The 15,514-nt window shown below is 40.5% G+C and carries 15 protein-coding genes; 2 read left to right on the forward strand and 13 right to left on the reverse strand.

Annotated elements, in window-relative coordinates; genetic code table 11:
- Window positions 1-85 precede the first annotated feature (85 nt).
- The 3 genes from KHB02_RS23610 to KHB02_RS23620 form a co-directional block, all read right to left on the reverse strand.
- The gene (locus KHB02_RS23610) at window positions 86-457 is read right to left on the reverse strand and encodes a DUF1798 family protein (protein WP_213145061.1); all 372 of its coding nucleotides are present in this window, start codon (window positions 455-457) and stop codon (window positions 86-88) included.
- A gap of 83 nt (window positions 458-540) precedes the next feature.
- Window positions 541-813, reverse strand: a complete 273-nt coding sequence (locus KHB02_RS23615) for a hypothetical protein (RefSeq protein WP_213145060.1) — start codon at window positions 811-813, stop codon at window positions 541-543.
- A 342-nt stretch (window positions 814-1,155) separates the two neighbouring features.
- On the reverse strand, window positions 1,156-2,133 hold the full coding sequence (locus KHB02_RS23620) for a DUF2515 domain-containing protein (RefSeq protein ID WP_213145059.1): 978 nt from the start codon (window positions 2,131-2,133) through the stop codon (window positions 1,156-1,158).
- A 189-nt stretch (window positions 2,134-2,322) separates the two neighbouring features.
- Between KHB02_RS23620 and recU the strand changes: the two genes are divergently transcribed.
- Together recU and KHB02_RS23630 are read left to right on the forward strand one after the other, a co-directional pair.
- Window positions 2,323-2,937 (forward strand): Holliday junction resolvase RecU, encoded by a 615-nt coding sequence (gene recU, locus KHB02_RS23625; protein ID WP_213145058.1) that lies wholly within the window; start codon window positions 2,323-2,325, stop codon window positions 2,935-2,937.
- Window positions 2,938-2,973: 36 nt separating this feature from the next.
- A complete protein-coding gene (locus KHB02_RS23630) occupies window positions 2,974-5,532 on the forward strand; it encodes a transglycosylase domain-containing protein (protein ID WP_213145057.1) in 2,559 nt (852 codons plus the stop codon).
- Window positions 5,533-5,620: 88 nt separating this feature from the next.
- Here the strand turns inward: KHB02_RS23630 and KHB02_RS23635 are convergent, their stop codons facing one another.
- The 10 genes from KHB02_RS23635 to panB all read right to left on the reverse strand — a co-directional run bounded on the left by KHB02_RS23635 (window position 5,621) and on the right by panB (window position 15,286).
- Window positions 5,621-5,980 carry a YpoC family protein gene (locus KHB02_RS23635; RefSeq protein WP_213145056.1) on the reverse strand — a complete coding sequence of 120 codons (360 nt, stop codon included), beginning with the start codon at window positions 5,978-5,980 and terminating at the stop codon, window positions 5,621-5,623.
- Window positions 5,973-6,635: an endonuclease III gene (gene nth / locus KHB02_RS23640; protein WP_213145055.1), complete on the reverse strand. Its 663-nt coding sequence runs from the start codon at window positions 6,633-6,635 to the stop codon at window positions 5,973-5,975. The genes KHB02_RS23635 and nth overlap by 8 nt, the downstream gene beginning before the upstream one ends.
- A 67-nt stretch (window positions 6,636-6,702) precedes the next feature.
- Entirely contained in the window at window positions 6,703-7,401 is a 699-nt protein-coding gene (locus KHB02_RS23645; protein ID WP_213145054.1) for a DnaD domain-containing protein, read from the reverse strand.
- A 123-nt stretch (window positions 7,402-7,524) separates the two neighbouring features.
- Window positions 7,525-8,712 (reverse strand): pyridoxal phosphate-dependent aminotransferase, encoded by a 1,188-nt coding sequence (locus tag KHB02_RS23650; RefSeq protein WP_213145312.1) that lies wholly within the window; start codon window positions 8,710-8,712, stop codon window positions 7,525-7,527.
- Between the two features lie 29 nt (window positions 8,713-8,741).
- The gene (locus KHB02_RS23655) at window positions 8,742-9,218 is read right to left on the reverse strand and encodes a cell wall elongation regulator TseB-like domain-containing protein (RefSeq protein WP_213145053.1); all 477 of its coding nucleotides are present in this window, start codon (window positions 9,216-9,218) and stop codon (window positions 8,742-8,744) included.
- Between the two features lie 138 nt (window positions 9,219-9,356).
- Complete coding sequence (locus KHB02_RS23660) at window positions 9,357-10,205, reverse strand: ComEC/Rec2 family competence protein (protein WP_213145052.1); 849 nt, start codon at window positions 10,203-10,205, stop codon at window positions 9,357-9,359.
- Between the two features lie 48 nt (window positions 10,206-10,253).
- Window positions 10,254-13,052, reverse strand: a complete 2,799-nt coding sequence (gene dinG / locus KHB02_RS23665) for an ATP-dependent DNA helicase DinG (protein WP_213145051.1) — start codon at window positions 13,050-13,052, stop codon at window positions 10,254-10,256.
- A 139-nt stretch (window positions 13,053-13,191) separates the two neighbouring features.
- Window positions 13,192-13,575, reverse strand: a complete 384-nt coding sequence (panD, locus tag KHB02_RS23670) for an aspartate 1-decarboxylase (protein ID WP_213145050.1) — start codon at window positions 13,573-13,575, stop codon at window positions 13,192-13,194.
- Window positions 13,576-13,604: 29 nt separating this feature from the next.
- Window positions 13,605-14,453 carry a pantoate--beta-alanine ligase gene (gene panC / locus KHB02_RS23675; RefSeq protein ID WP_213145049.1) on the reverse strand — a complete coding sequence of 283 codons (849 nt, stop codon included), beginning with the start codon at window positions 14,451-14,453 and terminating at the stop codon, window positions 13,605-13,607.
- On the reverse strand, window positions 14,450-15,286 hold the full coding sequence (gene panB, locus KHB02_RS23680; RefSeq protein ID WP_213145048.1) for a 3-methyl-2-oxobutanoate hydroxymethyltransferase: 837 nt from the start codon (window positions 15,284-15,286) through the stop codon (window positions 14,450-14,452). Before panB ends, panC begins: the two co-directional genes overlap by 4 nt.
- Between the last annotated feature and the right edge of the window lie 228 nt (window positions 15,287-15,514).

A 15,514-nucleotide genomic window follows, 5' to 3' on the forward strand; every position in this document is an offset into this window, starting at 1 on the left:
AAAATCTCTATACCTTAATTATACAAAAAAGACTGCCAGCAAACCCGAATTTTTTCGAATTTGTCGACAGTCTGAAAAGAGATGCTCATGCATCTCTTTTCTCTTTATTAACTTCTTTTAAAACTTCCGTCAGAAAAAATTCGACTGTCCGCTGGGCATTTAGAAATCTTGATTTGCTTGTTTTCGGAAAGAAAGCCTGGATGGAGAGCTGTTCAATATGTTCTGAAACAGATTCGACTTGCTGAATGCGGATATGTTTTAATGGAAGGTTTATAAGCCATTTTTTCATCTCCTCTTTCCACTCTCCGTTTATTGAGTTAACCTTATTGGCAAATGGCTTTATCACCTTATCAAAATTTTGTTCACTCCCCGTTTCTCTTGCTTCCTGAAAATGCCTCAAAAATTCTTCATTGAATGATAATAACTCCTTTGTTAAATGCTCTATTTCCTTTTCCAAGAATGCTCACTCCCTTCCCGCCAAATAAAAAAGCAGCACTATTTTAAATGCCACTTTTAGATTTAAAACTATGATACCGAATATTAAAAACCCATTTCAAGCTTTAATGATTTTGCGGAATGGTGGGAAAGCGGATTTTGGACCATCTCTCCATTCAAAAGCATTTGGTCTGTAATTCTTTCCAACTTTGTAATTTTTTCAGCCGAATCAAGCAGTCTATCTTGTTCCCTTTGATCAAGCTCGATGCGAAGTTCAGAAAAGGATGCTTTTAGTGCCTCATCTAATTCTTCCAATTGGTCATATATCCCCGCCAGCTTAGACAGGAGCCTATCCTTATCACTAAATGAACTATTCATTTTCTAAAACCTCCCCCACGTTTTTCCTAAAGTTAATATTCTCTTTCCAATCAATGGTTCCTTCACCCTTGACAAAACTAGAAGCATTTCGGCAAAGAAAGTGCCATTCTGGCATATTCTCTATTTTCATTCGACAGAATCTAGAATCGTATGAAAACCAAAATTCAGCACATGATATTAGTGGAGGTGTTTATTTTGTCTAACAACAATAAACAAAACAAAAGCCAACCGCGGCAATCTGATACAGAAAAAAGAACAGGTTACGGCGATAAAAAGTTAGAAGGACCAAACCGACCGGCTGAGTAAGAAAAAAGCAAGGAGATCACCCTCCTTGCTTTTTTCTTATTTCCATTTTTTTAAATCCAGTGCCTTTTTCAAGGAAACAAGCAGCTGCAGCTGATGGGATTTAGCCACGTACCAATCGGTTAGGTGAATCGGGTGGCGATGATGGACTGGAAAATGCAGCCACGAGGAAGAGACCTTTCGAACTTTACTCCAATCCTGATTATCCTGCCGATGGTGCTTGATTACCGGGTAGGTCATTCTTAAGATAGGAGTAGTTCCTTCCGTTTTCATTTTGAAATACTGTTCATAATCATTTCTTGAGCCTGTATGTGTTGTCTTTTCAGCAAACTCAAAAAAATGAGGAAATAACCTCGGCTGAAAAAGAATGCTCGCCAGCCTTTTTCCAAGATTAATCCTTTTTGAAAGAGACCTAAAGCCATTCACGCTTGCGCCATATACCTCCCCGCCGCAGGTTGGGAACAACACGCAGCTAAAATGCAGCCAATCTTGAAAATTGAATATAAGTGATTGAAATACCTTCTTCTTATAAACAGGGTGTTCAATGACCGGTTTCTGAATCACATTTTGTTCATTAATGATTAGGGCGGTCGTGAGCCTTTTACTATCTTTATCCCTCCAAAAGCGGTGCCACTCATTTTGAATAAAGGATGAAACATGAAAATAGGGAAGTAAATGAAACAGAGGCCGGCCTAATTTCGTCGAATATTGATAGACCAATAATTGGGGGAAAACATCATGAAATATTAGCCAATTTGCCCTTTCATATGTAAAAAAAAGCTGTTTTCTGACCTGGGGGGCAAGCAGCTGCCGAAACATAGATCCTTCAAGATCGCACATATTCCAGCCGCCATTTCGGGATACCATGCTTGCCAGAAAAGACCATTGAATATCCGGATTTTCTTTAAAGTAGGAAAAATATGCATTAGTCCTTGAAATATTATCGATATTTTTTTTGCTTGTTTCGGTTTCAATTTGACGAATGATATTTTGTTCGTGTATTGTAAGGAGACTCATATTTTGTGCATCTTTCCTTCAGTTTTTAATAGATTATTAGCGCATGCTAATCCCTTAAGAAGAATGAATCATTTATTTTTATAACAAAAACGGTACAATTAATATTAGCGTTTACCTGAAGGGCTATTTTATTCACCCACTTTTTTCTAAGATTTGATATGATAGTGAGTGTCTTAAGAGGTGAAGAAAATGAGCTTTAATTATCCAAATGGAAAAAAGTATGTTCGCTTGGATCAAGAGAAAAAAGCACCGGTAAAAATCAAAAAAAATGATGGATATGGCAATCGGGGAATGACACTTGAAGAGGACTTAAACGAGAGTAATGAATATTACCGTTCAAGGAAGATGGCCGTTATCCATAAGAAACCGACACCAATTCAAATCGTCCAAGTGGATTACCCAAAGCGAAGTGCTGCAGTTATTAAAGAAGCCTATTTTAAACTTGCCTCCACCACTGATTATAATGGCGTTTATAAAGGGAAATATATTGATTTTGAAGCAAAGGAAACAGAAAATCCAACTTCATTTCCGTTGAAAAATTTCCATCAGCACCAAATTACCCATATGGAAGAAGTGATGAATCAGGGTGGGATTTGCTTTGTTATCATCCGATTTTCGCGATTTGATGAGGTATATTTGCTAGAGGCAAGGCATATGTTAGGTTTTTGGGACAGAATGATGAGTGGAGGAAGAAAATCGATTACAAGGGAAGAAATTATACACAACGGTTATCTCATACCGCTTGGATTTCATCCAAGAATTGATTATATTAAAATATTAGATAATCTTTTACCTCTTTATTAATAAACAAATAAAGAGCAGAAAGGAAGGAATTTCAAAATGGCTGAGCAATACCAATCAAGAGAGGAGCGCCGAAAGAAACAGCAGTCAAACAATAAGGCCAAACCAAAAGCAAAGGCTAAGAAAGGCGGAATGGCAAAGAAAATTTTCCTTTCCCTAGTGGTGCTTTGTTTTGTCGGCTTATTGGCTGGTGTCGGCACTTTCGCCTATTTAGTAAAGGACACTCCCAAGCTTGATCCTAAATTATTAAAAGATCCTATCCCTTCAAAGATTCTAGATAAAGATGGAGAGCTTATTTCCGAAGCCGGCTCAGTGAACCGGGAATATGTTACTTATAAAGATATACCGGAGCAGGTTGAAAATGCCATTTTGGCAACGGAGGATTATCGTTTTTATAAACATCATGGCATCGACCCGATACGCCTTGGCGGTGCGGTTCTCGCAAATTTCCGTGATGGCTTTGGTTCGGAAGGCGGCAGCACGATTACCCAGCAGGTTGTCAAAAACGCCTTTTTATCACGTGATAAAACCTTGAAACGAAAAGTTCAGGAAGCATGGCTATCCTATCAGCTGGAACAAAAATATACAAAACATCAAATTTTTGAAATGTATGTCAATAAGGTATATGTCTCGGAAAATAGCTGGGGTATTGCCACTGCTGCAAAAATATATTACGGAAAAACACTTGATCAGTTGACACTTGCGGAAGCAGCCCAATTGGCTGGGATGCCGCAAAGCCCGAATAATTACAATCCTTTTAACCATCCGGATTTAGCCGAAAAAAGAAGAAACATCGTATTGAGTTTAATGTATCAGCATGGTTTTATTTCAAAGGCACAGATGGAAGAAGCTAAGAAGGTTGCCGTAAAAGATACGGTCCTGAAAGAGGAACAGCGTAAAATAAATGACAAACCATATGATGCCTTCGTAGATGCTGTCATTGATGAAGTTAAAAAAACAACCGATTTTGATATTTTTTCTGACGGTTTAACAATTTATACAACACTTGACAAAAACGCGCAAGACTATGTTAACGAGCTTTTAAACTCCAAAGACCTTATTCCATATCCTGATGATCAATTCCAGGCAGGAGTCGCACTTCTCGACACAAAGACTGGAGAAATCAGGGCGATTGGCGGCGGCAGAAACCAACAGGTGCAGCGCGGCTACAACTATGCCATTGATATACAGCGCCAGCCCGGCTCTACCATTAAACCTGTGTTGGATTACGGCCCTGCCATCGAATACCTGAATTGGGGCACCTACCAAATGATTGAGGATAAACCAATTACGTATTCGTCTGGTAAGAAATTCGGAAACTGGGACGGTCAATATAAGGGTCCGATGACGATGAGGACGGCCCTTCAGTTATCTAGGAACACACCGGCGGTTCAGGCCATTCAACAGGTTGGACTGGATAATGCCATGAAATTTGCCTTAAATCTGGGCATCCCGTTAAAAGAAATCTCTGAATCCTATGCGATTGGCGGCTTTGGCGGAAAAACCGTTGGGGTATCACCTTTAGAAATGGCTGGAGCTTATGCGGCGTTTGGCAACAAAGGTATTTACAATAAGCCGCATGCTGTCACGAAAATTCAACTGCGTGATGGTACCGTTATTGACACAGCACCAGAACCAAAGGTGGCCATGAAGGATTCCACAGCGTTTATGGTTACCGACATGCTAAAGAGTGTCCTAGTTTCTCCGGGTACGGGGACAAACGCAAAAGTACCAGGACTCCCAATGGCAGGTAAGACAGGGACTACAAACTATTCGGAAGAACAAAGAAATGCCTGGAATATTAGTAAAAGCGCGGTACCAGATTCTTGGTTTACAGGGTATACGACCAATTATACAGCATCCATATGGACTGGTTACGGTGACTATAAAACGCCGATTGAGGCAAAGGGAAATAACCAAAGAATTGCCCAGTTAATCTTTAAAAATTTACTAGCGCATGTCTCAAAAGGCAAACAAACAGCTGACTTTACTATGCCAAATAGTGTGGAGAAGGTCAGAATCGAAAAAGGCTCCATGCCGGCTGTGCTTGCGAGTGAATACACTCCTGACAGCGAAGTACTCACGGAATATGCTGTAAAGGGCCATGCCCCGAAAACAGTATCCGAGAAATTTAACAAGCTTGAGGCACCTAGCGGCTTGGCAGCAAAATTTGATCAAGATACACAAAAAATCGCTGTAACTTGGGATTATCCAAATACAGCACAACAAAATGTTCAGTTTGATATTACCGTTGATAACGGCACTACTCCAAATCATGTGGTGCAGGCAGAAAAAGGATTCCTATTCCCAGTTAAGCCGGGTGAGAAATACACTATTACTGTTCTGGCTATTATCGGAGATCGGAAGAGCGATCCTGCAACAACTACCATTGAGGTTCCGCAGGCAGAAATCGATAGTGAACCAGGAAATGGAAATAACGGCACTGGGGACGGAAATGGAAACGGAAACGGCACTAACAATGAGAACGGTAATGGTACCGGAACTGGTACCGGCAGTGGAAATGGCAGCGGCAATAACACCGGCGGAGTCGTGATCCCGCCAATCGTAACCCCTGGAACTCCTTCCAGCGGGCATTAAATGAAAACTCGCCGATTGGCTAGTCCGATAGGACGAAGACAGAGGGGTAGTTGAATTTCCTATTAGCTAAAAAAACAAGAGGCTGACACTAGGTTGTCAGCCTCTTGTTTTTTTGGATATTTTTCCGGGCATATTGTTTTTCTTGTTCTACCATGAGTTCTGATAACTGTCGATATGAATGATAGAGTGATGGTCTGGACTTGATAAAAGCGAATCGCTCCTTAAGATTGACAGGCTTGTATTCGAAGCTTTCAAATGGAATGGGATCGGTGCAGCTAAGTGGCAATCCATTCGTCAGAAACAAAAACCTAAGGTATAATTGAATTCCTTTATTCATCCATTCTTTCGCCCCTATTTGGTCCCTGTTTCGAAAAACTTTCTCAAGATGCTCCTGTGTACTGGCCCATTCTTTAAGAATATCGTTTAAAGACTCTGAAGGCTTACTCATTTACAGCAGCCTTTCCTTTCATTCTTTTCTTCCCTTCCCTGCAAAGACCTAAGAGCGGGCAGCTTGGGCACTGCGGGTTTTGCGCCTTGCAATGATATCTGCCAAAAAAGATTAAGCGGTGATGTGTCGCAGACCACTCCTCTTTCGGTACCTTCTTCATCAGCGTCTTTTCCACTTCCAATACAGAGTCCTTCCAACGGCAAATGCCGAGCCTCTTACTGACACGTTCAACATGGGTATCAACAGCGATGGCGGGAATGCCATAGGCAACCGAAACAACAACATTGGCTGTTTTCCGGCCCACTCCCGGCAGCTTTGTTAATTCATCCCTATCCATAGGCACTTCCCCATTATATTCATCTAATAAAATACGGCAAAGGCTTTGAATGTTTTTCGCTTTGTTCCGATAAAGACCGATTGAGCGGATATCATTTTGCAATTCCTCCAAAGGGACTTTTAAGTAGTCCTCTGGGGTCTTGTATTTTTTAAATAGACCAACAGTTACCTTATTAACGAGTGCATCGGTGCATTGGGCAGATAAAGCGACAGCGATAACGAGTTCAAAAGGATTGGAATGATTTAATTCGCAATGGGCATCTGGAAACATTTCACCCATTGTATCTAAACAATGCCGAATTTGTGTATTATTAAGCAAGGTTTTCACCCCTCTAAATGTTTATTACAGAAAATAAACGAGTGAATTGTCACTCGTCATTTGAGAATTATTGCTCTAACCAGTTATAGAATGGAATGGATGATGGCGGGGCATCCTCTCTTGGATTGCCTTTTTGAACTTGTTTCTGCCGGAATTTGCGACCCTGATTTTTGGCCTGCTCAAGTGTCTTAATGCCGTTCTTCTTCCACTCAAAAAGAATTCTATCAATATAGCGAAAATTTAATTTACCTGACATGACTGCTTCACGAAGTGCGGCTTTGATAATGACAGGATCATGATGGTCATCATCCATCCACATCGCAAGAGACTCACATTCAAAAGGAGACAAAGGACGGCCAAATTCATTTTCAAAACACGTATATAAATCGGTTTCATCCGTTTTCTTTTGATTCTCATGTACATTCTGCGTGCTTGTTAAAAATTGTGTCACGAGTCTTTCCCATAATGGTTTAATTGTGTACTTCTCGAAACGAATGCCGTCTTGCGAATATTCATCAATGATGGCAAGTAAGCCTCTTTGAATCAGCTTTCTAAGCATGTCACTGCATTCTGATAGCGAAATGGTCATTCTTGAGGAAAGCTCTTCAGGGGTTGGAAAATCATTACCTTTCTCTACAAACGTCATGATATTTAGTAACAGAACTAATTCTGCTTCGTTTAAATTCAAATTGCGATATTCGGTAAATAGTAAAGAGGGTACGGTAATGGTACCTTCTTCTAGCCAAGCTATTATATTATCTTTCATGTTAGGACACCTCCTAAAAAGTATATCACGAACAGGTGATTTCGAGTAAGAGAATTAGGCATCCTGTTTTGGTAAAGAAATCAAAAAGCCTGCAGGTCGCAGACTTTTTGATTTTACTAAAGGTTATACCCTAACTTTTGATTCTACGAATTGTTGCATGCGGGATACGGCTTTTTCTAATAAGTCTAGTGATGTTGCATAGGATAGACGGATGTTGTCAGGTGTTCCGAATCCTGAACCCGGAATCACAGCTACTTTTGCTTCAACCAGAAGGGCAGATGCAAAGTCGTCGACATTGCTGTAGCCAGCCATTTCAGCAGCCTTTTTCACATTTGGGTACAGATAGAAAGCACCCTGCGGCTTTACACAAGTGAACCCAGGAATGGCAACCAGCTTATCATAGATAATTTCCAATCTTTCTTCGAATGCCTTCCGCATTTCTACAACAGGCTCCTGCGGCCCGTTGTAAGCCGCGATGGCTGCATATTGAGCGGTAGTGGTCGGGTTAGATGTGCTATGGCTAGCGAGGTTGGTCATTGCTTTAATAAGTTCAGCATTACCAGCAGCATAGCCAATCCTCCAGCCTGTCATCGAATGGGACTTGGAAACACCATTAATAATAATTGTTTGTTCTTTAAGCTCCGGCGAAATTTCCGCAATCGAAACATGCTTTACACCGCCGTATACAAGCTTTTCATAAATCTCATCAGAAACAATCAAGATGTTTTCTGCCAAGCATACCTTACCAATTTCCAAAAGCTCCTCTTCGGAATATAAGACCCCTGTTGGATTGCTTGGAGAGTTAATGATGACAGCTTTGGTTTTATTGGTAATCGCCTTTTTCAGTTGTTCCGGTGTTATTTTAAAATGGTTTTCTTCCAATCCATCGATATAAACAGGAACTCCGCCCGCTAACTTAACCTGCTCCGGATAGCTTACCCAATAAGGAGTAGGAATAATAACCTCATCCCCCTCATTTAAAAGAACCTGAAACAGCGTATAGAGGACATGTTTTGCACCATTCCCAACAATCACTTCATTTGGCTTATAGGTTAAGCCTTGATCTGTTTCGAACTTTTTAATAATCGCCTTTTTTAAGGCAGGAAGACCAGCCGAAGGAGTGTACTTGGTTTGTCCCTCATTCATCGATTTTACCGCAGCATCCAAAATGTGCTGAGGGGTATTAAAATCGGGTTCACCTGCACCGAGTCCAATTACGTCTTCACCTTGTTCCTTCAATTCTTTTGCTTTCGCAGTAATGGCCAATGTTGTTGAAGGTGTTAAGGACAACACCCGGCTTGCCAATTCCACTTTCATTATGTTTTCCTCCTGTCTCTACCCTATAGATTTTCAATTTCCTTCAGCCACTCGCCAGTTTCGAAATGGAGATAATAATAATTTATTAAATTATTATCAGAACGGTAATAAATTTCCCATAAAGGGATGTTTTGTTCCATTCCCAGCCGGACTGAAATGATTTTTTGGGGATTTTTTTCTTTATTCAATGTTTGAATTGCTTCCTCTTTTGTAAGGCCGCTCTTGGCCTTTCGGACAATAACCTTTTTGCTCTTTTCGGGAACCCAGACAATAATCTCTTCGCCCTTGTTATTTTTCCCTTCAATGACATTAACGGTTTCTTGACCATTATAAACATGAAAATCTTCAACGCTTTTTAATGGAACCTTTTTTTCAGCAGCCTGAACAGCACGTTCTTCAGCGGTAATTAATGGTTCCATTGCACTATGATATACTTTTATCGAAACCCCGATCACCACAGCAAGTAATAAACATGCTCCAATTATAATCCACTTTTTCACTTTCAAATCACTCTTTTATGTACGATATTTTTCCTCCAATTAATTCTTGTTACTTGTTTCCTACCAAATATCATTATAACAGGTAAAAGGAAAAATGCCCTATCTGAAACCAAGGAATCGTAATTTTTCTTTAAGTTTTTATTCTTCTTCTGTTGGGATGGTAAAAACCTCGTATTTGGAATCCGTGAACTTTAGCGTCACCGTTCCATGCTTTTTTGTAAAATAAACTTCAGACCACGTTTCGTGCAGGCCTTGAAGGATATCACGGTCCGGATGATATTCCTCCGGTGTAAACAATACAGAAATCTCCGGATTCAAATAGTGGATAAAGTTAGTTGATAAAAAAGAAGCCTTTGCGTAATCCGGAATTTTTAAAACATGGACATCTTCAAGGTTTTTTGTCAGTAATGCCTGCTCCGCCCTTTCGCTGCACGACGACATTAAAAAGAGACGGTGATTGAAAAACTTAAGGATAAAATCCATCCCTTCGTTTTTTTCATTTCCGACAAATTGGACTTCGGCCGTCAGGTCAGGAAAAAGTGATTCTGCTGTCCCTTCTTTCCATGTTGATACCGCTGCCTGCTTTTGATCATCAAGTCCAAAGGCTGCCTGGGCTGATATTTTTGGAGTGGTAATCAATTTTTCTATGTTATATTTGTCCATCAGCTTATTTACTTTTTTAAAAGACAGGCTATTTTCATCTGTAGTAATGATTAAGGTTTGAATACTTTTTACATCATAAAGTTTGAGCCACTCTTCTAATTCCGCTTCCGTGTTTTGCCCCCCGACATTGACCAGAATATTCTCATTGTTCGGGCCTTGAATTAAAGTAGCCTCGCCAGCGGACAGTCCTATAAAAGTAACGGCCATTTCGTGTTCCTTTATATTTAAATCTATATTTTCAACCTTACCTGAAATAGCCGTTTCAGCTTGAACTACTGAAACAGCCGGACAAAACAAGGCCAATAGAATGAATAAAATTCGCATACACATTCCTCCTGTCATCTATAGGATGTGTATTTCTTCCAAATTTTATCATAACCAGGATTGAATAATTTTGACTATTTCTTTGGCCGATTCTTTTTTTATCGTGACTGGCGGAATGGAATTTAAGAAGGCTTTTCCATATTTCGTTGTGATTATCCGCTTGTCAAAAACAATCACAATCCCCCTATCTGTTTCAGTTCGGATTAACCGGCCAAAGCCTTGTTTAAACCTTAGTACAGCTTCAGGCAGAGAATATTCAAAAAAGGCATTGCCGCCACTTTCCTCAATTATTTGGCATTTCGCCATTGTTAACGGCTCATCCGGTGAGCTGAAGGGAAGCCGTACTAAACACAGGCATGATAAATCCTCCCCTGGGATATCCACACCCTCCCAAAAACTGCTCGTTCCTAACAGAATGGCCTTTTCATAGCGCTGGAAATTTCTCGTCAACCTTGTTCTGCTCCCGCTCGTAATCCCTTGGGCAATTAATACATAGTCATCGAGAAAGCCGCTTTCCTTTATCAATTCGTACGTTTTCTTCAGCATGTCGTACGCAGTAAAAAGAAGCAGCATCCTTCCTTTCGTCGCCTCAGCAATCGTGATGATGTGCTCGGTTATAGCAATCACAAATTCATCCAAGGAAACCGAATTGATTTCGGGCAAATCATCAGGAATTATCAGCTGTACCTGTTCCTTGTAATTAAAAGGAGAGGGGATGATTACCTTTTCCGGATTACTGGAATCAAGGCCGATTTCCTTGAGATAATAGTCAAAGGTATTATTAACAGTTAACGTTGCAGAAGTAATGACTGCTGCCTTTTTACTAGCGAAAAAATATTTTTCTAAAGCAGCCGCTACACTGGCCGGCTGTGCGATAAAGGTTGTTATATTCTGCGGTGCACGGACATCGATTTCAATCCATTTAACATCATTGGTGTCCCTTAAAAAGCTGTTTATTACCCTGCCCCTTAATTCCTCTAATTCGATAAGAAACACATGGACTTCCTCGATTTTCCCCTCTTGCTTTCTGGTTAACCCATCCTTTTGGGAAATAATCCATTCCACCCTTTTACTAATTGCGGCATGCAAATCCTTTATTAAAAATGATAGCCTTTCCGCACTATGCACTAAAGCCATTCTTTCTTTAGAACTATCAGCTTTACTAAAAGAGATTTTTGTGCGGTAATATCCATTTTTGTTATTAATCCTCTTTTTAGCAAATAGAGCAATTAACTTAAAAAATTCATCCATTTCATACGAAAAGTCTATCATCATCTGATTAAGCTCAAATGTATGGATAATCGGTTCCATCGTGAAAGGATAAATAGCAAGAATCTTTTCTAGTTCATAAAAAAGCTGTTCTTGTTCGTATAAACCAAATTGACCGGCCAGCATTCTTGCAGATAGGTAATCCAAGGAGGTACCAAAGAATTGAACTGCCGCTTTTTCCAAATGATGTCCTTCGTCAATAACGACAAAATCATATTCCGGCAAAACAGCGCCGTTCCCTTTAATATCACTTAATAATAGAGAATGATTGGTAATAACAATATCCGAGACTTTAGCCTCTTTTTTTGCTCGCAAATAAAAATCCCGTTCTTGCCAATCAGGATGTTTTGAAAAAGCGGTTTGCTCATTTTTAATTTTATTCCAAAAAAGGAATCCGCCGCTGGAAAGATTCAGTTCATCCTTATCACCGGTTTCTGTCTCGGTTAACCAAACAAGAATCTGCATCTTTGTTAAGGTGGTATCATAGTTATCGTTTTCATCAAGCAGCGACTGATGAAATTTTTCCAAACAGATATAATGGCTCCTGCCTTTTAAGAGCACAGCCTTTACCGGAAAAGGAATCATTTTTTCCAGAAGTGGCATTTCTTTTCTTAATATTTGCTCCTGCAGCTGAGTGGTATGTGTACTGACGATGATCGGGCGATTCCTCTGTTTAGCAAAGAAGACAGCTGGCAGCAGATACCCTAACGATTTTCCTACTCCCGTTCCTGCTTCAATTAACGTATGACGCTCGGATACGAAGGCTTTGTAGACCACATCCATCATCTTAAATTGCCCTGTCCGGTTCTCAAAGGATTTAAGGCCGCTTTTCATCAGCCTTAATTTCTCTTCTTCAGCTTGAGGATAATGATAAGCCTGAAATTCTGACGATGTTTCCAGCTGAGGCAGCACTTTTTTTATGGCGAGGTCCCTAAACGCCTCAAAATCCTCATTATGTACAGACTTTTCATCCATGCTGTCAATCATTTCTTCAAGTAGCTGCTCAAGGTCGCTTTTTAATCCGCCGGATAACGGAAAAAGCCGCTTAAGCGTAATAAAGGGCAGCTGTTGTAAACGCTGGACCAACAGCAGGAAAATTTCCGCAGTCACTTCCGCATCACTGTCGGCTTGGTGAGGCCGATCGTGCTTGAGGTTTAGCATTTCAGCCAAATCAGTAAGTTTATATCCGTCCGCTGTCGGATATAAAATCCGCGACATTTCCACGGTATCCAAGACAGACCCGTAAAACCCTTCAAATCCGGCTTGGATTAATTCCTCTTGAAGAAAGGATAAATCAAATAAAACATTATGGGCTACAAAATAAGCCCCGTCCAGCAAGGAAAAAACCTTCGCAGCAATCTCTGAAAAAACAGGGGCATTCTTCACCATTTCATCATTGATTCCAGTTAACTCTTCTATAAATATCGGAATGGATTTTTGGGGATTGATCAGTGACGAAAATTTCTCCGTTATTTGTCCATCTTCAATTACAACAGCGGCAAATTGAATAATTTTGTCGCCCTTCTTCGGAAGATTTCCGGTAGTTTCTAAATCGATTACAACAAATTTATTAGACATTTACATAACACCCCAAAGCTTCATTCCTTAAACGGTAACATAAAAAAATAAAAAATGAAAACAATTAATATATTCGCTATTCATTATAATAAAGTCCCATTGAAAAGAAAAATCCCCCTATTGAAAGGGGGACGTAATCTTACATGATTGTATGGGCCGGTTCGGCATGAATAAGTTCTTTTATCCGGTTAAGTTCGTCCATAATCGCTACTTTTGGTTTATGGTAAGGGACTTTGTCTTCTGCCACAAGAGCATAGGAAATGATAATCACAATATCTCCAGGCTGTACGAGGCGGGCGGCTGCCCCATTTAAGCAGACAACACCAGATCCTCTTTCACCCGGGATGATATAGGTTTCAAGACGAGCTCCGTTATTGTTATTGACAATTTGCACCTTTTCGTTTGGCACCATGCCAACTGCGTCTAATAAATCTTCATCTATTGTAATACTGCCAACATAGTTTAAATTCGCTTCTGTGACTGTTGCTCGATGGATTTTTCCGTTCATCATGTGGCGAAACATAAAATGTGGTTCCTCCTCTATTCAAGTGTCTACTCTATATCCAGAATGAGATTATCAATTAAACGAACCTTTGTAAATTTTACAGCAAGCGCTATGATTATCTTACCCTCTAATTTTTCCAGTGGTTTTAACTGAGGATAGGAATAAATCTCCGCATAGTCGACTACCCCAGACGAATTGCTCATAATCATTTCGTTCATTAAAATGATTAAACTGTTAGGGTTCCGTTCGCCTTGATCAATTGCCCTTTTTGCTTCCTGCAGGCTTTTATACAAAACAACTGCCTGCTTTCTTTCTTCGGGCAGCAAATTGACATTACGAGAGCTTTTGGCCAGCCCATCTTCTTCGCGGACAATATCCACCGCCACTACTTCTAGTGGAAAATTGAGGTCGGAAACTAATCCTTCAATGACCGCCACCTGCTGCGCATCTTTTTTGCCAAAATAAGCCCTTGTCGGCATGACAATATGGAAAAGCTTAGACACAACTGTAGCGACGCCATCAAAATGACCAGGGCGCGATTTCCCGCATAACACATCGGTCCGAGCCTGGACAATGACTTTCACCGATGGTTCAGTTGGATACATTTCCTTGACTGTTGGGTGGAAAATGTAGTCGACATGTTCACATTCGGCCAGCGCCCGGTCTCGCTCAAAATCGCGAGGATATGTGGAAAAGTCCTCTGTTGGTCCAAATTGCAATGGGTTGACAAAGATACTTAAGACCACAATATCATTTTCCTGTCGGGCCTGCTTTATAAGAGTGAGATGCCCTTCGTGAAGATATCCCATCGTTGGGACAAAGCCAATCGATTTACCCTCACTTTTTTGTTGTTTTATTTCAGTCTGCATCTCTTTTATGGTTGTAATAACCTTCATTCTTTACCTCCATATAAAACGAGCAATTGCTCTTCCTTCATGGTGTAGCTGTGCTTGTCTTCAGGGAACTGTTTGTTTTTCACATCCTGGGCATACGCTTGAATCGATTCAATCATAAATGGACTTACAGAATGGTACTGTTTGACGAATTTAGGAACCCGTTCAACACCGTAGCCAAGAATATCATGATAGACAAGCACCTGGCCATCGACATCAATTCCTGCACCGATGCCAATTACCGGAATAGACAATGCTTTTGTTACTTGCTCCGCTAACTGCTTTGGAACACATTCCAAGACGAGCGCGAATGCTCCTGCATCTTCACATTTTTTAGCGTCTTCAATTAACTTTTTTGCCGCATCTGCATCTTTGCCTTGAACCTTGTAGCCGCCTAATACACCGACTGACTGCGGTGTTAAGCCAAGATGGGCACACACTGGAATTCCCGCCCGCGTCAGGGCAGCAATATGTTCGATGACTTCATCCGCCCCTTCAAGCTTAACAGCATGTGCTCCGGTTTCCTGAATCAATCTGCCTGCATTCACTAATGTATCCCTGACCGATAAATGGTAGGTTAAAAATGGCATGTCCACAACAATGAATGTTTCTTTAGCCCCGCGCTTGACAGCTTTTGTATGGTGGATCATGTCATTCAATGTGACAGGGATAGTAGAATCATAACCAAGAACCACCATTCCGAGAGAGTCACCGACGAGAATCATATCTACGCCACCCTGTTCCGCCTGCTTTGCCGAAGGATAATCATAAGCCGTTAACATTACAATTTTTTCATTCTTTTCTTTCATCTTCAGAAAATCTGTCGTTTGCTTCATCCTTATTCCCTCCTTAAATTAGGGGAGAGGTGATAAAACAAATAAGAAGCTAAATAAAAAAATCCTTCTGAAGGCAGAAGGATTTTCGTTACTTTACTTCTTGTTCCATCCCTCTGTCCCGGTCCGTTTGACGGATCTAGGCAGATACCTTTTAGTTTTATAGACTTCCAAGGTGCAGTTCCTTCGGGATACTGCCCATAAAAAATTATAGCAAATATTATCCATTCC

The sequence above is a fragment of the Neobacillus citreus genome (assembly GCF_018343545.2).
Lineage (GTDB): Bacteria > Bacillota > Bacilli > Bacillales > Cytobacillaceae > Neobacillus > Neobacillus citreus.